Source organism: Roseitalea sp. MMSF_3546 (assembly GCF_030732865.1).
In the GTDB taxonomy this organism is placed as follows: Bacteria; Pseudomonadota; Alphaproteobacteria; order Rhizobiales; family Rhizobiaceae; genus Roseitalea.
In genome coordinates, this window is sequence record NZ_JASHKB010000003.1 from 106,093 (window position 1) to 126,382 (window position 20,290).

The window sequence follows — 20,290 nt, forward strand, 5'->3', positions numbered from 1 at the left end:
ATTCACGTCGCCCCCCTTGACCCGGCGGTGCGCCACGGCCATCTCCTTGCCCGCCTGCAGCATTTGCCGGTCCATTGCCGGGACGAAAATCATATCATGGAAGTCGTGGTCGTTGAGTCGCCCGCCAAGGCGAAGACAATCAACAAATATCTGGGTTCGGACTACAAGGTGCTGGCCTCGTTCGGCCATGTGCGCGATCTGCCGCCCAAGGACGGATCGGTGCTGCCGGACGAGGATTTCGCGATGTCCTGGCAGGTCGACACCGCCTCCAACAAGCGGCTCAACGAGATCGCATCGGCGGTCAAGAGCGCCGACGGGCTGATTCTGGCGACCGACCCCGATCGCGAGGGCGAGGCGATCTCCTGGCACGTGCTCGAGGTGCTCAACAAGAAAAAGGCGCTCAAGGACAAGCCGGTCAAGCGCGTGGTGTTCAACGCCATCACCAAGAAGGCGGTGATGGACGCCATGGCCCGGCCGCGCGAGATCGACGCGCCGCTCGTCGAGGCCTATCTGGCGCGCCGGGCGCTCGACTATCTGGTCGGCTTCACCCTGTCGCCGGTGCTGTGGCGCAAGCTGCCCGGGGCGCGTTCGGCCGGCCGGGTCCAGTCGGTGGCGCTGCGGCTGGTCTGCGACCGGGAAACCGAGATCGAGCGGTTCAAGCCGGAGGAATACTGGCAGATCGTCGCGCATCTCAAATCGTCGGCCGGCGCGCCGTTCACCGCGCGGCTGACGGGGTTCGACGGCGACAAGATCGGCAAGATGTCGATCGGCGACGGCGAGCGCGCCGGGGCGATCAAGACGATGCTCGAGGGGGCGGGCTTTGCCGTCGCCTCCACCGAGGCCAAGCCGGTCAGGCGCAATCCGCCGCCGCCCTTCACCACCTCGACGCTGCAGCAGGCCGCCTCGGCCAAGCTCGGCTTTGCGCCCGCGCGCACCATGCAGATCGCCCAGAAGCTCTACGAGGGCGTCGATCTGGGCAAGGAGACCGCCGGCCTGATCACCTATATGCGGACCGACGGGGTGCAGATGGCGTCCGAAGCGGTGGCCGGCGCGCGCGATGCCATCGGTGAGCGGTTCGGTGCGCAGTTCGTGCCCGACAAGCCGCGACACTACGCGTCCAAGGCCAAGAACGCCCAGGAGGCGCACGAGGCGATCCGGCCGACCGATTTCGCGCGTGCGCCGGACGCGATCCGCGGCAAGCTCAATGACGAGCAGTTCAAGCTCTACGACCTGATCTACAAGCGCTCCATCGCCAGCCAGATGAAGGCCGCCGAACTCGAACGCACCACGGTCGAGATCGTCGCCGACAATGGCGGCAAGCGCGCCAGTCTGCGCGCCACCGGCTCGGTGGTCACCTTCGAGGGCTATTTCGCCGCCTATACCGAGCACAGGGACGATGCCGGCGCCGAGACCGAAGACGATGCCGACAAGCGCCTGCCGCCGCTGGCCGAGGGCGAGGCGTGCGGGCGCGAGACGATCGAGGCGAGCCAGCATTTCACCGAGCCGCCGCCGCGCTACACCGAGGCCTCGCTGATCAAGAAGATGGAGGAGATCGGCATCGGCCGACCCTCGACCTATTCGGCGACGGTATCCACGCTCAAGGATCGCGACTATGTGCGCCTGGACAAGCGCGCGCTGGTGCCCGAGCCCAAGGGGCGGCTCGTCACCGCCTTCCTGCAGGATTTCTTCGAGCGCTATGTCGAATACGACTTCACCGCCGATCTGGAGGAGAAGCTCGACCTGATCTCCGACGGCAAGCTGGCCTGGAAGGACGTGCTGCGCGATTTCTGGCGCGAGTTCTCGGCCCATGTCGACGACACCAAGGAACTGCGCATCGCCGATGTGCTCGACGCGCTGAACGAGCGGCTCGAACCGCTGGTCTTTCCCAAGCGCGAGGACGGGTCCGATCCGCGTATCTGCCCCAAATGCGGCAGTGGCCGGCTGAGCCTGAAGCTGGGGCGGTACGGCTCGTTCGTGGGCTGTTCGAACTATCCCGAATGCACCTTCACGCGCCAGCTCGGCGAAGAGGGCAATGGCGAGGCCGACGCGCTGGCCGACGGACCCAAGGTGCTTGGGCGCGATCCGTTCACCGACGAGGAGATCACGCTGCGCACCGGCCGGTTCGGCCCCTATGTGCAGCGCGGCGAGGGCAAGGGCGCCAAGCGTTCGAGCCTGCCAAAAAGCTGGAAGCCCGAGGAGATCGACTTCGAAAAGGCGCAGGCGCTCTTGTCGCTGCCGCGCGATGTGGGCGTGCACCCCGAAACCGGAAAGATGATCTCGGCCGGCCTTGGCCGCTACGGCCCGTTCGTGCTCCATGACGGCAAATATGCCAATCTGGAGACCATCGAGGACGTCTTTTCGATCGGGCTCAACCGCGCGGTCACCGTGATCGCCGAAAAGGCGGCCCGCGGCGGACGCGGACGGTCGGCGCCGGCCGCGCTCAAGGAGCTGGGCGAGCACCCCCAGGTGGGCGGGCCGGTCACCGTGCGCGACGGGCGCTACGGCCCTTACGTCAATCACGGCAAGATCAACGCGACGATCCCCAAGGGCACCGATCCGATGAGCGTCGATCTCGACCAGGCCGTCAAGCTGATCGCCGAGCGCGCCGAAAAGGCCGGCAAGAAGGTCGCCGGTCCGTCAGGCGCGGGAAAGAAGCGCGCTTCGAAAAAGAAGAAGGCCGCTGCCGGCGATGGTTGACGGTCGCCCCCGTCCGGCTCTTGCTCCGGGCCGCCGCAGCCGAGCCCGGAATGACGGCACGCGCGAGCGCGGCTCCGCGATGACCGCTGTCGCGGCTTCCTGGCGCGTTCGATGAGCCGCAAGCCGCAAAGGTCGCGCGGGCTGCCCTCGCGCGAGGATATCGCGGCGTTCATCCGCGAGAACCCGGACCGGGCAACCAAGCGCGACATCGCGCGCGCCTTCAACCTCAAGGGCGATGCGCGGGTCGCGCTCAAGCATTTCCTGAAGGAGCTCGAGGAAGACGGGCTGTTCGAGCGCCGGGGCAAGCGTTTCGCGCCGCCGGGCGCGCTGCCGCCGGTCATGGTGCTCGAGGTCACCGGGCGCGACGCCGATGGCGGGCTGCTTGCCCAGCCGGTCGAATGGGACGACACGCGCGGCGCCACCCCGCACGTCGCCATCCGTCCGCCCAAGCCAGGCCGCGCCAGGGCGCCGGCGCCCGGCATCGGCGACCGCGTGCTCACGCGCATCGGCGAACAGGGCGAGGACGGAAGCTATGCGGGCCGGGTCATCAAGCGGCTGGAAAAGCGCAAGAGCGCGATCCTGGGCGTGGTGCGGCGCACCGACAAGGGCGGCTACCGCATCGAGCCGACCGAGCGCAAACAGAACGAACTTGACGTCGACAGCGCCCATCTGGGCGAGGCCAGACCGGGCGATCTGGTCGAGATCGCGGTCACCAGGACCGGCCGGCACGGGCTCGCACGGGCGCGCGTGCTCGAGGTCATCGGCTCGCTGAAGAGCGAAAAGGCGGTCTCGATGATCGCCATTCACGCCCATGGCATCCCGCACATCTTTCCCGACGCGGTGATCGCCGAGGCCGAAGCCGCCGAGCCCCCTGCCCTGGCACCGCCGCGCGAGGACTGGCGCGAGGTCCCGCTGATCACCATCGACCCCGAAACCGCCAAGGACCACGACGATGCCGTCCATGGCATGCCCGACGACGACCCGAAAAACCCCGGCGGGCACATCGTCACCGTCGCCATCGCCGATGTCGCCCATTTCGTGCGGCCCGGCTCGGCGACGGATCGCGAGGCGCAAAGACGCGGCAACTCGGTCTATTTCCCCGACCGGGTCGTGCCGATGCTGCCCGAGCGCATCTCCAACGATCTGTGCTCGCTGCGGCCGGACGAGGACCGGCCGGCGATGGCCGTTCGCATGGTCTTCGACGCCCAGGGCCGCAAGAGGCGCCACAGTTTCCATCGCATCATGATGCGCAGCCATGCAGCGCTGTCCTACGAGCAGGCGCAAGAGGCGATCGACGGAGCGCCCGATTCCGTCACGGAGCCGATCCTTGCGAGCATTCTCGAGCCGCTCTGGGCCGCCTATCGATGCCTTCTGCGGGGCCGGCAGGATCGCGAACCGCTGGAACTGGACATTCCCGAGCGCAGGATCGTTCTTGGCGAAGACGGCACGGTGGACAAGGTGGTGGTGCCGCCGCGCCTGGACGCGCACAAGCTCATCGAGGAATGCATGATCCAGGCGAATGTCGCCGCCGCCGAAACGCTGGAGAAGAAGAAGCAGGCGCTGGTATTCCGCGTCCATGACGCGCCGGCACTCGCCAAGCAGGAAGCGCTGCGCGAGTTCCTGAAGACGCTCGACATTCCGCTGGCGCGCGGCGCGCAGCTTCGCCCGTCGGCCTTCAACGCCATCCTGTCGCGAGTCGCCGATACCGACCATTCGCCGCTGGTGCACGGCGTGGTGCTGCGCTCGCAGGCCCAGGCCGAATACTCGCCCGACAATATAGGCCATTTCGGCCTCAATCTGCAGCGCTATGCCCATTTCACCTCGCCGATCCGGCGCTATGCCGACCTGATCGTCCATCGCGCGCTGATCCGGGCGCTCGATCTGGGCGAAGGCGACGAACTGCCCGACATGGAACTGGACCGGTTGCGCGAAATCGCCGGGCTGATCTCGGCGGCCGAGCGGCGCGCGGTCAATGCCGAACGCGACACGGTCGACCGGCTGATCGCCGAGCATCTTTCCGATCGCCTCGGCGAGACGTTCGCGGCGCGCGTTTCGGGCGTCACCGGCTCGGGGCTGTTCGTCACGCTCGATGCCTATGGGGCCGACGGCTTCGTTCCGGCGGCGACGCTGGGCGATGAGTACTTCCGCCACGACGAGGCGCTGCACGCCATGGTGGGCGAGACGAGCGGACGCGGCTACCGGCTGGGCGATCCGGTCGAAGTGCGGCTGGCGGAGGTCCAGGCGATGGCCGGCGCGATCCGCTTCGAGATGGAGAGCGCGCCGCGCGATCTGGGTCAATCGACGAGATCCCGACACAAGGCCCGCAAGGGCCGGGCGGGCCGTGCGGGCACGAAGCGGTCGCGCAAACGCGGACGCGCAAGACGAGGATAGACCGGTCATGAGCGAGAGTTTTCAGCCGCAGACCTTTGGCGGCAACCGCACGCACCGCAGGCGCCCGCTGTGGACGGCGATGGCGCGCGGCGCCGCCGGGCGATGCCCCAATTGCGCGCGCGGGCCGCTGTTCGCGCGGTTTTCCAAATCGGTCGAGCACTGCGCGGTGTGCGACGAAGCCATTCATCACCACCGTGCCGACGACCTGCCGGCCTATCTGAACGTGTTCATCGTCGGCCATGTGGTCATCGCCGGCTTCGTGATCGTCGAGCGCGTCACGCAATGGTCGTCGTTTGCGCATCTGGCGCTGTGGCTGCCGCTGACGATCGCCATGTCGCTGATGCTGCTGCAACCGATCAAGGGCGCGGTGATCGGCCTGCAATGGGCCAATTTCATGCACGGCTTCGGTGGCGAGGAGGATGCGGTCGCCGATCCGGACATCGACCCGGCAAGCCATGGCTGAACCGGCGGCCGCGCCGGGCGCGCTGCGGCCCAAGGCCGCCGCCTCGCTGCTGCTTGCCGACATCTGCGGGCGCGCCCCGCGGTTTCTGATGGGCCGACGGCCGGCGAGCCATGTCTTCATGGCCGGCAGACGCGTCTTTCCCGGCGGCCGCGTCGAGCGCGCCGATACCCTTGCAGACGGGGCACTGCCGGTATCGGCCGACGACATGGCACTGCTGCAATCCGAGCTGCGCCCCGCCCGAACAGACCGCCGCGCCCACGGCTTTGCACACTGCGCGATTCGCGAGACCGCAGAGGAAACGGGCCTGGCCGTGGGCGCGAGCACGCTGGCCACGCCGGTCCGCTACATCGCCCGCGCGATCACGCCGCCGGGGATGGCCCGCCGCTTCGACACGCGCTTCTTCCTCGCCGTCGTCCGGGTCCCGTTGCCGCCATGCGCAAAAGGCGACGGCGAATTGGACGGGATCGGCTGGTATGCGGCCGAGGACCATGGCGAGGCGGACCTTCACCCGATCACGCGGCTGGTCATCGACATCGCGACCGGGCGCCTTTCGGCCGACCCGGACCTGACAGATCCGGTGCAGATCACCTTTCACCGCCTCGTGCGGGGGCGGCCGCGGATCACCGCTCACCGCTTGACTTGAGCGCGCCGATGGGTCATCTGGACGCCAACGCTGGAGCGCGGCGCGCATCCGGCATTTTTGTTTGACCCGGACCTCGTCCGACGCGGAGCGGAACTGCTGCCATGGCCAAAGCGACAACCATCAAGATCAAGCTGCAATCGACGGCCGATACGGGCTATTTCTACGTCACCAAGAAGAACAGCCGGACGATGACCGACAAGATGGTCAAGCGCAAATACGACCCGGTGGCCAAGAAGCACGTCGACTTCAGGGAAGCCAAGATCAAGTAGCGGCGCCCCGCTCTCGCCGTTGCGTCACGACCGGCCGCCCGGCACCGCCGCGGCGGCCTTTTGGCCGCGTCAGGCGGCCCTTGCGATCACCCGGTTGCGGCCGGCATTCTTGGCCTCGTAAAGGGCGGTATCGGCCTTCTTCAGCAGCGCGGCGGCGTCCTCGCCCGACCCTTCGGCAAGCGTTGCGACACCGACCGAGGCTGTCACCGGGATCTGGCCGGCGCGGCCGAGCGGAAACAGCCGCTCCTCGACGCCCGCGCGCAGCCTTTCGCCGATCTCGGCGGCCAGGACGGCGGGCGTGTCCGGCATGACGATGACGAACTCCTCGCCGCCATAGCGGCAGACCAGGTCCATGCCGCGCACCTGGGCACGCAGGCGACGGGCGAATTCGCGCAGCACCTCGTCGCCGCCGTCATGGCCGTGCGTGTCGTTGACCGCCTTGAAATGGTCGATATCGGTGATCAGCAGCGACAGCGCCCGCTCGCGCCGATGCGCGCGGTCGACCAGCGTTTCAAGGTGGGTGTCCAGATAGCGCCGGTTGTGCAGGCCGGTCAGCCCGTCGGTGACGGCCAGCTCGATCGATTCGGCGACATTGGAGCGCAGCCCGTCATAATAGTGCTTGCGACGCACCTGGGTGCGCAGCCGGGCGGTGAACTCGTTGGGATCGACCGGCCTGACCACATAGTCGTTCACGCCCAGATCGAGCGCGCGGCTGATCAGCGCGTCGTTCTCGGTATCGCTGACCAGCAGGATCGGCAGATAGCGCGTGCGGTCGAGCGAGCGGATCTGCGAGACCAGGCGCAGCGGGTCGAAATCGGCGAAGTCGGCCGACATGACAAGGCAGTCGAACCGGCCCTCGGCCGCCGCCAGCACGCCCTCCTGCGGATTGCGCACATGCTCGATGCGCGCCTTGCCGCGCAGGATGGCGGCGAACTTCTCGAACACCGAGACCCGCTCGTCGACGAGCAGCACCTCGGCGCGCTGGGCCGCATCGGCCGGCTGGCGGCCGAGCAGTTCCTCAATCGCGATGTCGCGCGTTGTGTGGGCGCGCAGGCGCAATTCGTCGGTGAGCATCTTCAGGCGCACCAGGCTCTTGACCCGCGCCAGAAGCTGCGTCTCGTTGACCGGCTTGGTCAGGAAATCATCGGCGCCGCATTCAAGGCCGCGCACCCGGTCGGCCATCTGGTCGAGGGCGGTGACCATGACGACGGGGATGTCGAGCGTTGCCGGGTCGGACTTGATGCGCCGGCAAACCTCGAAGCCGTCAATGCCCGGCATCATGATGTCGAGCAGCACGATGTCGATCGGCTCGTCGGCCAGGATGGCGAGCGCCCGCTCGCCGTTCAACGCCGTGGTGACGTCGTAATACTCCATGGTCAACCGGCGGTCGAGCAGGTCGAGATTGAGCTGGTTGTCGTCGACGACGAGTATGCGTGCGGTCATGACGTCTCACCCCGGCCCGGCACGCCGGCCGGCGTGCTCATGCCTCGCCAAGATAGGACTGAATGGTTTCGATAAACTTAGGGACCGAAATGGGCTTGGAAATGTAGCCCTCGCAGCCGCCCTGGCGGATGCGCTCCTCATCGCCCTTCATGGCGAAGGCGGTGACCGCGATCACCGGAATGGCATGCAGATCGTCGTCGGCCTTGAGCCATTTGGTGACTTCAAGGCCGGAAATCTCGGGAAGCTGGATGTCCATGAGGATCAGGTCAGGCCGGTTGTCGCGCGCCAGGTCCAGCGCCTCCAGCCCGTTGCGGGTGCGCACCGTCTCGTATCCGCTGGCCTCGATGATGTCGCGGAAGAGCTTCATGTTCAGCTCGTTGTCCTCTACGATCATGACGGTCTTGGCCATGCTCAACCCCCTTGCTGCGCACCGGTGCGGGCGAGTCTCGCCGCCCTTCTGAGTGTGCCCGCCCCACCCTTTGCTTGGCTATAGGCCGATATGATTGAAAAACAACCAATCCCGGAGGCCCAATGCGACCGCACCCGTCAAGTCCGATGCAAGGCGCCATGGATGGCGACGCCCACTCGCTGGCAATCGCCGCGCTGGGCTGGATCGCCGCCGACCGGACGATGCTCGGCCGCTTCGTGGCGGTGACCGGTATCGAGCCGGAGACGATGCGCCAGGCGGCCGGCGAGCCCGGCTTTCTTGCCGGCGTGCTCGACTTCCTGTTCGCGCACGAGCCGAGCCTTGTGCGCTTTTGCGAGGAAGCGCATATCGACCCCGCGGCACTCGAACGGGCGCGCCAGGCGCTGGGCGGGGGACCTGCGCCCGGACCGGGCGATCTGGCCTGACCGGACGCCGCCGGCCAGGCCGCCGCACGCCGGCTTGACGGGGCGGCGTGTTCCTCATACGTTCGTAGCGCTCACTCGCCTCGATCATGGCGCTGCGATGGCCCCTTTCTGCCGCGATTGCCTGGCGGCCGCCTCCACCGGCGGGCGGCGTTGCGCGGCCTGCGGCAGCCCGCGGCTGGTCGCCCATGACGAGCTCGACACGCTGGCCATCGCCCATGTCGATTGCGATGCGTTCTACGCGGCGGTCGAAAAGCGCGACGACCCGTCCCTGCGCGACCGGCCCGTCATCATCGGGGGCGGCCGGCGCGGCGTGGTCTCGACCGCCTGTTACATCGCGCGCATCAAGGGGGTGAAGTCGGCGATGCCGATGTTCAAGGCGCTCAAGGCGTGCCCGGACGCGGTGGTGATCAAGCCGGATATGGCCAAATATGCCCGCGTCGGCCGGCAGGTGCGGGCGATGATGGAAGCGCTCACGCCGCTGGTCGAGCCGCTGTCGGTCGACGAGGCGTTCGTCGATCTGTCCGGCACGGAAAGGCTGCATGGGGACATTCCGGCGCGCACGCTCGCGCGCTTTGCACGGCAGGTGGAAGAGGAGATCGGCATCACCGTGTCGGTCGGCCTTTCCTACTGCAAGTTCCTGGCCAAGGTGGCCTCGGATCTCGACAAGCCGCGCGGCTTCTCGGTGATCGGGCGCGCCGAGGCACGGGCGTTTCTGGCGCGCCAGCCGGTGACGCTGATCTGGGGCGTGGGCAAGGCCATGGCCGGCAAGCTCGAACGCGACGGCATCACCCGCATCGGCCAGTTGCAGACGCTGGACGAAGCCACGCTCCTGAAGCGGTATGGCGCGATGGGCCGGCGGCTTCACCGGCTTTCGCGCGGACAGGACGATCGCAGCGTCGATGCGCGCGCCGGCGTCAAGTCGATCAGTCACGAGGTCACCTTCAATGACGACCATGGCGATGCCGAAACGCTGGTTCCGGTGCTGCGCACGCTGAGCGAGAAGGTGTCGGCGCGGCTGAAGGCCAAGGGACTGGCGGGGCGCACCGTGACGCTGAAGCTGAAGGACGACAGCTTCCGCACGCGCACGCGCAACCGCCAGCTCACCGACCCGACCCAGCTTGCCGATCGCATTTTCCGCGTCGCCCTGCCGCTGCTGGAGCGCGAAATCGACGGCACCCGATACCGGCTCATCGGCGTGGGCGTTGCCGAGCTTGCCGATCCGGCGCGCGCCGATCCGGGCGATCTCGTCGACCCGCAGGCCGGCCGCCGCGCCCGGGCCGAACGCGCCATCGACGCCCTGCGCGGCAAGTTCGGCGAAGGCGCGGTCGAGACCGGCTACACCTTCGGCACCGATCACCGCGGCCGGCCGCAGCGCGATCGCTGAAACGTGCGGTGACGCGATCGAACCATCGTGCCGCAGCGGCTCCGGGTCGGTCTCATCACAGGGCGCCCTAAGACACCAGTTCGACCTCGACGACACCGTCGATCGCCTTCATCGCGCTGGCAACCGGCGCACTGACGGCATAGCGGCCAGGCAGTTCGATCTCGACCTCGCCCCCCCCGTCGGGCTTGAGGATGATCAGCGACACCGGGCTCGCGCCATTGGGCTGCAACTGCCGGGCAATGGACGGCGCCGGCGCGCTGTCGCGCATGAAAACGCGCAGCATGTGCGCGCCATCGCCGCCATCGGCGTCGTCGAGCTCGTTCATCGAGGTCACCATCAAGGTCATCGACCCGTCATCGCGGTGCCGCACGGAGACCGTGACCACGAACGATCTGCCCGGTTCGGCGATGTCGCCATATTGCTGCAGCGTCTCGGAGAACATGACCACTTCATACTGCCCCGTCGCATCGGACAGCGTGACAATGCCCATCTTGTTGCCATTGCGCGTGCGCCGGACCTGACGGCTGGCCACGGTGCCCGCCAGCCGGCCCGCCTCCGCGCCGCGCTTGATGGCGATGGCGAAGTCGGCGTAGCTCTGAACGCGCATCTTGTCGAGCCTGGCGCGGTGGGCATCGAGCGGATGGGCCGAAAAGTAGAACCCGATCGCCCGCAATTCGCGCATCAGCCGTTCGGCGTCGCTCCAATGGACACCGGCGGGAAGCACCAGCCTTTCGGGTTCGCCTGCCCCCACGGCGCCAAAGATGTCGACCTGGCCGCTGGCCGCCTCTTCGGCGACGCGCTGCGAAAGGCCGATGATGCGTTCGATGCCGGCGCTGAGCGCCGCCCGGTCATGGCCGAAACAGTCGAGCGCGCCGGCCTCGATCAGCGCTTCGAGCGTGCGCCGGCCGACCAGCTTGGGATCGATGCGGCGGGCAAAGTCCTCAAGGCTATCGAAACGGCCATCGGCACGCGCGGCCACGATGTGATCGACGGCGGCCTCCCCGACCCCCTTGATCGCGCAAAGCGACCAGTAGATCCGGTTCTCGCCCACCTCGAAACGCCGATGGGAGGTCTGCACCGAAGGCGGGGCGACCTCGATGCCCAGCCGCAGCGCATCGCGCCTGAAATCGTCCAGCTTTTCGGTCTGGGCCATGTCGAACGTCATCGACGCGGCCAGGAACTCGACCGGATGATGGGCCTTCAGATAGGCCGTCTGGTAGGCGAGCATGGCATAGGCGGCCGCATGCGACTTGTTGAAGCCGTAATCGGCGAACTTGGCCAGAAGATCGAAGATGAAGTCGGCCTGCGCCTTGGAGACGCCACGCTCGACGGCGCCCTCGACGAAGCGCACGCGCTGCTTGTCCATCTCGGCGCGGATCTTCTTGCCCATGGCGCGGCGGAGAAGATCGGCTTCGCCGAGCGAATAGCCGGCGAGCACCTGGGCGATCTCCATCACCTGTTCCTGATAGACGATCACCCCTTGCGTTTCCGCGACGAGGTGATCGATCTTCGGATGGATCGAGGCGATCTGCTCGTCGCCATGCTTGCGCGCATTGTAGGTGGGGATGTTGTCCATCGGGCCGGGCCGGTAGAGCGCGACCAGCGCGATGATGTCCTCGATGCGGTCGGGCTTCATGCCGATCAGCGCCTTGCGCATGCCCGGGCTTTCCACCTGGAAGATGCCAACCGTCTCGCCGCGCGACATCATCTGATATGTGGGCTGATCGTCGAGCGGCAGCGCGGACAGGTCGATGTCGACGCCCTTGCGCGCGATCAGACTGACCGCAAGCTGCAGCACGCTGAGCGTCTTCAGGCCAAGGAAGTCGAACTTGACCAGGCCGGCCTGCTCGACCCATTTCATGTTGAACTGCGTCACCGGCATGTCCGAGCGCGGATCGCGATAAAGCGGGACGAGTTGCGACAGCGGGCGGTCGCCGATGACGATACCGGCCGCGTGGGTGGAGGCGTGCCGGTAAAGCCCCTCCAGTTTCAGCGCGGTGTCCAGCAACTGGCCGACGATCGGCTCGCGGGCGCGCTCCTCGCCGAACTTCTCATCGCCCTCGATGGCCCTTGCAAGCGTCGTCGGATTGGCCGGATTGTTCGGCACCAGCTTGCACAGCCGGTCGACCTGGCCATAGGGCATTTCGAGCACGCGGCCGACGTCGCGGAGCACGGCCCGGGCCTGCAGCGTGCCGAAGGTGATGATCTGGGCGACCTGATCGCGGCCATACTTGTCCTGGACGTAACGGATCACCTCGTCGCGCCGCTCCTGGCAGAAATCGACGTCGAAATCGGGCATCGACACGCGCTCGGGATTGAGAAAGCGCTCGAACAGCAACGAAAAGCGCAACGGGTCGATATCGGTGATCGTCAGCGCCCAGGCAACGAGCGAGCCCGCACCCGAGCCGCGCCCGGGCCCGACCGGGATGCCCTGGGCCTTGGCCCATTTGATGAAGTCGGCCACGATGAGGAAGTAGCCGGGAAACCTCATCCGCTCGATGACCGACAATTCGTGCGCGAGCCGCGCCGCATAGGCGGCCCGGTCGTGGCCGGGCGCCAGCCCCTGCCGCTCGAGCCGCGCGGCCAGCCCGGCCTCGGCCTGGCGCCGCAATTCGTCCGCCTCGGCCTTTTCGGCCTGCTGCGCGCTCGTGCCTTCGGGAACGGCGACATAGCGCGGCAGGATCGGCGATTGCGGCCGCGGAAAGAACGAGCAGCGCCGGGCGATCTCGACGGTGTTGGCCGCCGCCTCGGGCAGATCGTCGAAAAGGGCGACCATCGCCTCGGGCGGCTTGAGCCAGTGATCGGCGGTCAGACGCCGGCGATCGTCCGTCGACAGCAAGGCCCCCTCGGCGATCGCCACCAGCGCGTCATGGGCATCATAATCCTCGGCGGCCAGGAAGAACGCCTCATTGGTGGCAACCAGCGGCAGACCGTGACGATAGGCAAGCTCGACACTGCCCGCCTCGATCGCCGGATCGAACGTTCCATGACGCTGCAGTTCGACATAGAGCCGGTCGCCGAAAACGCCCCCGAGCCGTTCGAGGCGACGCTCGGCCTCGGCTTCATCGCCGGCCGCCAGCGCCGCGCCAAGCGGACCGCGCGGTCCGCCGGTCAGGCAGATGAGCCCCTGGCTGCGTCCCTTCAGCCATTCATCGTGCACACGCACGGCATCGAGATCGGTGCTGTCGAGATAGGCGCGACTGATCAAGGCGACAAGATTTGCATAACCGGCCTGGGTTGCCGCCAACAGCACCAGCGGCGCCCGATCCGGCGCTGCGCCATCGCGCCGGCCCATCCCGTGCCGCGCGCCCGAAAAGACGATGTCGACCTGACAGCCGATGATCGGCTGGACACCGGCGGAGGCAGCCGAGACCGAGAACTCAAGCGCCCCGAACAGATTGGCAGTGTCGGTCACGGCGATCGCCGGCGTACCGCTGCGCCGGGCCCAGTCGACGATCGTCTTGAGCGGCAATGCGCCCTCCAGAAGGGAGAAGGCCGAATGGGTCCGCAGATGCACAAAGCCGGGCTCGCTGCCCGCGACCGCCGCCGACCCGTTTTCCGCCAGCGTCTCGTTCATCCCCGTTCCTCCAAAACCGCCTGCCGGCACGCCGGCTCCGCTCGACGCCCAGACTCACCGAGCGGCCCTGCCCTGCCCAGCGGCGCGGCGCATTGTCCACGCCTTCCGGCGCCGCCCTTCCGGTTCAGATGTAACCGATCGCCATTGCCAGCATGGCCACGAATGACATCACGGCGGCCAGCGACGCCATGTCCCGCACAATCCCGATCATGCCTGTCCTCCTGTACGCTACTTTTTCTTCTTATGTTCCATTTTCGTTCTTGCGTCAAGGGACAAAACCTGCAATTATTCGCCTGACGGTCGGCCGGCGCCGGTCAGGCCCGGCGGGAGTCGGTGAGCGCGAAGGGAACGAGCCGCCCTTCATTGAGCGTGACGATACGGTCCATCCGTCGCGCCAGGGCGTGGTTGTGGGTGGCGAACAGGGCCGCCAGGCCCGACTGTCGAACGAGCGCCTGCAGGGCGTCGAAGACATAGGAGGAGGTGTCGGGATCGAGATTGCCGGTGGGCTCATCGGCCAGAAGCACGAGCGGCGCGTTGGCGACGGCGCGCGCGATGGCCACGCGCTGCTGCTCGCCGCCGGACAGTTCGGCAGGGCGGTGGCTGCCGCGGTCGGCCATGCGCATGTATTCGAGCAGTTGCCGGCTGCGCTTTGCGGCCTGGTGGCGCGACAGGCCGGCGATCATCTGCGGGATCATGACGTTTTCGAGCGCGGAAAATTCGGGGAGGAGATGGTGAAACTGGTAGACATAGCCGATGTCGTTGCGCCGGCGGGCGGTGCGGGCGCGGTCGCTCAGCGAGCCGCAGGGGCGCCCGGCGAGCCAGACCTCGCCCGCATCGGGGCGTTCGAGCAGGCCGGCGGCATGCAGCAGCGTCGACTTGCCGGCGCCCGAAGGGGCGACGAGCGCGACCATTTCGCCGGCCGCCAGTTCGAGATCGGCGCCCCGCAGCACCTGCAGGCTCCGTCCGACCTCGTGATAGCTGCGCGAGACGCGTTCGAGCCGCAGGACGGGCGCGGGCATCACTCGTACCTCAGCGCTTCGACCGGGTCGAGCCGGGCGGCACGGCGCGCCGGAACGATCGCGGCGAGCAGCGACAGCGTCAGGGAAAGGCCGACCACCGCCAGGGTCTCGCCGGGATCGATGCGTGCCGGGATTTCGGTGAGAAAGCGGATCGTGGGGTCCCAGACATCGGTGCCCGACACCGCGTTCAGAAGGCGCTGGATGGACTCGATGTTCCAGCACACGATCAGCCCCAGCAGCAGGCCGGTGGCGGTGCCGACGACGCCGACGCCGGTGCCCGCCATGATGAAGATGCGCAGGATGGCGGACTGGGTGGCGCCCATGGTGCGCAGGATGGCGATGCCGCGGCCCTTTTCCTTGACCAGCATGATCAGGCTCGAGACGATGTTCAGGGAGGCGACGATGACGACGATCGACAGGATCAGGAACATGGCGTTGCGCTCGATGACGAGGGCCGAAAAGAAGGCGGCGTTGCGCTGGCGCCAGTCGACGAGAAAGAGCGGGCGGTCGCCGGCCTGTTCGATCAGCGGCTTGTACCGGTCAACGGCATCGGGGTCGTCGACGAACACCTCGATGAATTGCACCGTGCCTTCGGAGTTGAAGTAAAGTTGCGCCTCCTCAAGCGGCATGAAGATGATCGAGGCGTCGTATTCGGACATGCCCATCTCGAAGATGGCGGCCACCGGATAGGACTTGACGCGGGGCGTGGTGCCAAAGGGCGTGACATCGCCCTCGGGCGACACAAGGGTGATGCTGTCGCCGACGACGAGGCCAAGGTTCTGCGCCATGCGCAGGCCAAGGGCGATGCCGGTGCCGGCATCATAGCCCTGAAGGGAGCCTTCGACGATATTGCCGGCGACCGCCTCCAGCTCGGCCAGATCGTCGGGCCGGACGCCGCGCACCAGCGCGCCGGTGCCCGCGCCGACATTGCCCGAGGCCAGCGTCTGCCCCTCGACGACCGGTATCGCGCGAATGACGCCGTCAAGGGCGGCGATGCGGCTCGCCACATCGGCGTAGTCGTCGAGCGGGCGTTCCATGGGCTGGACGATGACGTGACCGTTCAGGCCGAGAATGCGGTCGAGCAGTTCGGCCCGGAAGCCGTTCATCACCGACATGACGATGATCAGCGCGGCAACGCCCAGGGTGACGCCGACGAGCGAGATGATGGTGACGACGGACACCGCCGCCTCCTTGCGGCGCGGGCGCAGATAGCGCCAGGCGATCATGCGTTCGAACGCCGAGAACGGTCCGGCTCCGGCGTCGGCCGGGCCGCCGGCCGGCGCGGTGGCGGGCTGCGCCGCTGGGCCGTCATGCCGGTTCACGGCCTAGCCTCCCGCAATGCGCGCAATGGCGGCCTCGAGCGACATGGCCTGCCTTTCGCCGCTCGCCCGGCGCTTGATCTCGACCTGCCCCTGCTTGATGCCGCGCGGGCCGACGATCAGTTGCCAGGGCAGGCCGATCAGATCAGCGGTGGCGAACTTGGCGCCCGGCCGGCCGTCGGTGTCGTCGTAAAGCGGGTCGCAGCCGGCCTGCCCAAGCGCCTGATAGGCGCGCGCCGACCAGTCGTCGCAATCGGCATCGCCCGGCTTCATGTTGATGACCATGGCACCGAAGGGCGCGATCTCGTCCGGCCAGACGATGCCGTCCCGGTCGTGGCAGGCCTCGATGATCGCGCCGACGAGCCGCGAGGGACCGATGCCGTAGGACCCCATGGACACAGGCACCTCCCTGCCGTCGGGACCGGCGACGGTGGCGCCCATGGGCTCGGAGTATTTGGTGCCGAAGTGGAAGATGTGGCCGACCTCGATGCCGCGCGCCGACAGCCGGTCGGTCTCGGCCATTGCCTGCCAGGCCCGTTCGTCGTGCATGTCGTCGGTCGCCGCATAAGGTCTCGTCCAGGCCTCGACGATGGCGGCGATGGCGGCATCGTCGCCGAAATCCACGTCGGCGTCGGGCACCTGCATGTCGAGGAAGGCGCGGTCGCAGAAGACCTGCGACTCGCCGGTCTCGGCCAGGATGATGAATTCATGGCTGAGGTCGCCGCCGATCGGGCCGGTCTCGGCGCGCATCGGGATCGATTGCAGCCCCATGCGCGCAAAGGTGCGCAGATAGGCCACGAACATGCGGTTGTAGGCGGCGCGCGCGCCCTCGAAGTCGAGGTCGAAGGAATAGGCATCCTTCATCAGGAACTCGCGGCCGCGCATGACGCCGAAGCGCGGGCGAACCTCGTCGCGGAACTTCCACTGGATGTGGTAGAGATTGAGCGGCAGGTCCCTGTAGGAACGTACATAGGACCGGAAGATGTCGGTGACCATCTCCTCATTGGTCGGTCCGAACAGCAGCGCGCGATCGTGGCGGTCGCGGATGCGCAGCATTTCCTGGCCGTAATCGTTGTAGCGGCCGCTCTCGATCCACAGATCCGCCGGCTGGATGGTCGGCATGAGGATCTCGATCGCCCCGGCCCGATCCTGCTCCTGACGCACAATGGCGTTGATCCGGTCGAGCACGCGCTTGCCAAACGGCAGCCAGCTGTAGATTCCCGCCGATTGCTGGCGGATCATGCCGGCACGCAGCATCAGCCGGTGCGAGACGATCTCGGCCTCCTTCGGGTTCTCCTTCAGGATCGGCAGGAAGTAGCGGGAAAGTCGCATGACGGGTCCGGTCTGGCGTGGTGGCGGAAAAGCCGTGGAATCGGTCATCGGTATGGCGGGCACCGCGCCCTTCTAATGCGGCAACGACCGATTGCAAAGGCGCAATGCGGCCCCGCCCGTCTTGCCGCTAAAGCACGAATTGGGGCGGCTTATGACATTTTTTCAAGAGTTAGTCGCAATTTACCGGTGACAATCGCCGCGTGTATTGCTAGCGTCCGGGCGCAGCGTGCGGCGGACTTTCGCCAAGCGCCCCGAAACGGGTCAAAGTCTTGGGAGGATGCTGATTTTCCGGCGCCTTTTGGCTGCCCCTTCCGCGGGGAAGGATACGGAAATCACCCGTTTCAAATGGCAGGACTTCGGTCCTGCCATTTCTTTTGCCGTGGCAGGACTTCGGTCCTGCCATTTCTTTTGCCGTGGCAGGACTTCGGCCCTGCCATTTCTTTTGCCGGTTCCGCCGCGCCTTGCTTTTTGGGCGCAACGCACTTGCGCGGGCCCGCTTACTCCCGGGCCGGCTCGACGGCACCAAAGTCGGGCACGATGGCCGGAATGTCATCGAGGCCGAGCCCGATCACCACCGTGACAATGTAGAACAGCGCGAAGACGACGATGGCAATCGCCGTCGTCAGCATCACCTTGTAGCCCATGCGCGGGGCCACGGGCGCGCCGGCCTCGGTGCCATCGGTCACCTCGCCCTGCTCGTGCTGGGAGCGCACGCCGAACGGCAGCACCGTGAACAGCACCACCCACCAGATGATGAAGAAGATGGCGATCGCCGAGAGCCAGCCCATCAGCGCGCCACCTGCTCGAGTTCGATCAGCGTGCCGTCGAAGTCCTTCGGATGCAGGAACAGCACCGGATTGCCATGGGCGCCGATCTTCGCCTCGCCATCGCCGAGCACCCGCATGCCGTCGCGCATCAGCCGTTCGCGCGCGGCGGCGATGTCCTCGACCTCGTAGCAGACATGATGCATGCCGCCGGCGGGGTTGCGTTCGAGGAAGGCGGCGATGGGCGAGCCCTCGCCGAGCGGAGCGAGCAATTCGGTCCTGGTGTTGCCCAGATCGACGAAGACCACGGTCACGCCATGTTCGGGCAGCGCCTGCGGCGCCGAGACCCTCGCCCCGAGCGTGTCGCGATAGCGCCGCGTGGCCGCGCCAAGGTCGGGCACGGCGATGGCGACATGATTCAGGCGCTCGATCATGGCCCCGTCTACACCCGGTCGACCAGCACCGTCACCAGCGGCTTCTTGCCCCAGGCGACGCGCGCGGCGGCGCGAACGGCACGGGCCGCGGCTTCCTCGACGGCATCGAAATCCTTGCGTCGGCCGCGCGGCATGCTCTCGAGGGCGCCGACCACCGCGTCGAAGATCAGATCCTCCATGTCCTCGCCATGCACGTCCTGGCGCGGCAGGCCGATGGCGACAACCTGCGGCTCGCTGGCGATCTCGTATTGCCGGTCGAGCACCAGCGAGACGGCGACATGGCCGGCAAAGGACAGCCTGCGGCGCTCGATGACGCCGACCGCATCGTCATCGCCGATGATCCTGCCGTCCTTGTAGATCTCGCCATGGGGCACGTCGTCGACGATCTCGGGGCTGCCCGGCGCAAGGCGCACGAGATCGCCATTGCGCGCGTCGATCACGTCGTCGATCCCCGCCTGCCGCATCAAGGCGGCATGGGCGGCCAGATGCGCCGGCTCGCCATGGACGGGAATGCCGACCCGCGGCCGCGTCCAGCCATACATCTGGCGCAACTCGTTGCGGCGCGGATGGCCGGAGACATGCACGAGCGCGTCCGCATCCTCGATCACGTCGATGCCCATGTCGATCAGCCGGTTCTTGGTCTCGTTGATCGCCTTTTCGTTGCCGGGGATGGTGCGCGAGGAATACACGACCAGGTCGCCGGCGGTCAGCTTGACGTCGCGCATCTCGTCGCGCGCCAGCTTGGCAAGGGCCGCGCGCGGCTCGCCCTGCGAGCCGGTCAGGATGATGACCACCTTGTCGCGGGCCAGATAGCCGAACTCGTCTTCCTCCACGAACGGCTCGAGCCCTTCCATGAAGCCCAGTTCGGTCGCCACGTCGACCACCCGCTTGATCGATCGCCCCATCAGCAGGACACGGCGGCCGGCCTCCTGCGCGGCCAGCGCGATCGACTTGATGCGGCCGACATTGGACGAAAAGGTCGTGATCGCCACGCGTCCGCTGGCGCCGGCGATGACCTCGGCCAGCCCCTGCGAGACCTGGCGCTCCGACGGCGATTCCCCCTCGCGCATGGCGTTGGTGGAATCGCACACCAGCGCAAGAACGCCCTCCTCGCCCAGTCGCCGAAACCGATCCTCGTCGGTCAGCGGGCCGAGCGCGGGGTCGATGTCGTGCTTCCAGTCGCCGGTATGCAGCACCAGCCCGGCCGGCGTGCGGATCGCCAGCGACATCGGCTCGGGGATCGAATGGGTGACGGCGATGGCCTCGATCTCGAACGGGCCGATGGTGAAGCGGTCGCCGCCGTCATAGGTCGTGACGGGAATGTCGGGCGCGCCCTGCTCGCCTTGCGCCTTGGCCTTGAGCATGCCGGCGCCGAACGGGGTCATGTGCACCGGCATGGACCCATCGGGCGACAATCGCTCGTAGAGCGACAACAGCGCGCCATAGTGATCCTCGTGGGCGTGGGTGATGACGATGCCGGCGAGGTTGGCGCGCTCGGCCTCCACGAAGCGGATGTCGGGCAGGACCAGATCGACGCCCGGCAGATCGGGTCCGGGGAAGGTGACGCCGCAATCGACCATCAGCCACTGGCGGCGCCGGGCCGGCCCGAAGCCGTAAAGGGCCAGGTTCATGCCGATCTCGCCGACACCGCCCAGCGGGACAAAGACCAGTTCTTTGGTGTTGCTATCGGCCATCGGTGTTCG

The 20,290-nt window shown here is 67.3% G+C and carries 16 protein-coding genes; 7 read left to right on the forward strand and 9 right to left on the reverse strand.

Annotated elements, in window-relative coordinates:
* The first annotated feature begins 96 nt into the window (after positions 1-96).
* From topA to rpmG, 5 genes are all read left to right on the forward strand, one after another.
* On the forward strand, positions 97-2,697 hold the full coding sequence (topA, locus tag RBB34_RS04075; RefSeq protein WP_306117913.1) for a type I DNA topoisomerase: 2,601 nt from the start codon (positions 97-99) through the stop codon (positions 2,695-2,697).
* A 111-nt stretch (positions 2,698-2,808) separates the two neighbouring features.
* Positions 2,809-5,088, forward strand: a complete 2,280-nt coding sequence (gene rnr / locus RBB34_RS04080) for a ribonuclease R (protein ID WP_306117914.1) — start codon at positions 2,809-2,811, stop codon at positions 5,086-5,088.
* Positions 5,089-5,095: 7 nt separating this feature from the next.
* Positions 5,096-5,551, forward strand: coding sequence for a DUF983 domain-containing protein (locus RBB34_RS04085; protein WP_306117915.1), 456 nt, complete (start codon positions 5,096-5,098; stop codon positions 5,549-5,551).
* A gap of 118 nt (positions 5,552-5,669) precedes the next feature.
* On the forward strand, positions 5,670-6,194 hold the full coding sequence (locus tag RBB34_RS04090; protein WP_306117916.1) for an NUDIX hydrolase: 525 nt from the start codon (positions 5,670-5,672) through the stop codon (positions 6,192-6,194).
* A gap of 101 nt (positions 6,195-6,295) precedes the next feature.
* The gene (rpmG, locus tag RBB34_RS04095; protein ID WP_306117917.1) at positions 6,296-6,463 is read left to right on the forward strand and encodes a 50S ribosomal protein L33; all 168 of its coding nucleotides are present in this window, start codon (positions 6,296-6,298) and stop codon (positions 6,461-6,463) included.
* Positions 6,464-6,532: 69 nt separating this feature from the next.
* Here the strand turns inward: rpmG and RBB34_RS04100 are convergent, their stop codons facing one another.
* Both RBB34_RS04100 and RBB34_RS04105 read right to left on the reverse strand, forming a co-directional pair.
* Entirely contained in the window at positions 6,533-7,906 is a 1,374-nt protein-coding gene (locus RBB34_RS04100; RefSeq protein WP_306117918.1) for a PleD family two-component system response regulator, read from the reverse strand.
* A 37-nt stretch (positions 7,907-7,943) separates the two neighbouring features.
* Complete coding sequence (locus RBB34_RS04105) at positions 7,944-8,315, reverse strand: response regulator (RefSeq protein ID WP_306117919.1); 372 nt, start codon at positions 8,313-8,315, stop codon at positions 7,944-7,946.
* A 146-nt stretch (positions 8,316-8,461) separates the two neighbouring features.
* On the opposite strand from RBB34_RS04105, the gene RBB34_RS04110 reads away from it, so the two are divergent.
* Together RBB34_RS04110 and RBB34_RS04115 are read left to right on the forward strand one after the other, a co-directional pair.
* The gene (locus tag RBB34_RS04110) at positions 8,462-8,758 is read left to right on the forward strand and encodes a DUF3572 domain-containing protein (protein WP_306118034.1); all 297 of its coding nucleotides are present in this window, start codon (positions 8,462-8,464) and stop codon (positions 8,756-8,758) included.
* A 97-nt stretch (positions 8,759-8,855) separates the two neighbouring features.
* The gene (locus RBB34_RS04115) at positions 8,856-10,142 is read left to right on the forward strand and encodes a DNA polymerase IV (RefSeq protein ID WP_306117920.1); all 1,287 of its coding nucleotides are present in this window, start codon (positions 8,856-8,858) and stop codon (positions 10,140-10,142) included.
* A gap of 67 nt (positions 10,143-10,209) precedes the next feature.
* Here RBB34_RS04115 and dnaE read toward each other — a convergent pair whose 3' ends face one another.
* From dnaE to RBB34_RS04150, 7 genes are all read right to left on the reverse strand, one after another.
* Complete coding sequence (gene dnaE / locus RBB34_RS04120; protein WP_306117921.1) at positions 10,210-13,719, reverse strand: DNA polymerase III subunit alpha; 3,510 nt, start codon at positions 13,717-13,719, stop codon at positions 10,210-10,212.
* Between the two features lie 314 nt (positions 13,720-14,033).
* The gene (locus RBB34_RS04125) at positions 14,034-14,738 is read right to left on the reverse strand and encodes an ABC transporter ATP-binding protein (protein ID WP_306117922.1); all 705 of its coding nucleotides are present in this window, start codon (positions 14,736-14,738) and stop codon (positions 14,034-14,036) included.
* Entirely contained in the window at positions 14,738-15,964 is a 1,227-nt protein-coding gene (locus RBB34_RS04130) for a lipoprotein-releasing ABC transporter permease subunit (protein ID WP_306118035.1), read from the reverse strand. The genes RBB34_RS04125 and RBB34_RS04130 overlap by 1 nt, the downstream gene beginning before the upstream one ends.
* Before the next feature lie 99 nt (positions 15,965-16,063).
* Positions 16,064-17,389: a proline--tRNA ligase gene (proS, locus tag RBB34_RS04135; RefSeq protein WP_306117923.1), complete on the reverse strand. Its 1,326-nt coding sequence runs from the start codon at positions 17,387-17,389 to the stop codon at positions 16,064-16,066.
* A 497-nt stretch (positions 17,390-17,886) separates the two neighbouring features.
* Positions 17,887-18,177, reverse strand: coding sequence for a DUF1467 family protein (locus RBB34_RS04140; RefSeq protein WP_306117924.1), 291 nt, complete (start codon positions 18,175-18,177; stop codon positions 17,887-17,889).
* The gene (gene mce / locus RBB34_RS04145) at positions 18,177-18,587 is read right to left on the reverse strand and encodes a methylmalonyl-CoA epimerase (protein WP_306117925.1); all 411 of its coding nucleotides are present in this window, start codon (positions 18,585-18,587) and stop codon (positions 18,177-18,179) included. The genes RBB34_RS04140 and mce overlap by 1 nt, the downstream gene beginning before the upstream one ends.
* Before the next feature lie 8 nt (positions 18,588-18,595).
* Positions 18,596-20,281 (reverse strand): ribonuclease J, encoded by a 1,686-nt coding sequence (locus RBB34_RS04150; RefSeq protein WP_306117926.1) that lies wholly within the window; start codon positions 20,279-20,281, stop codon positions 18,596-18,598.
* Between the last annotated feature and the right edge of the window lie 9 nt (positions 20,282-20,290).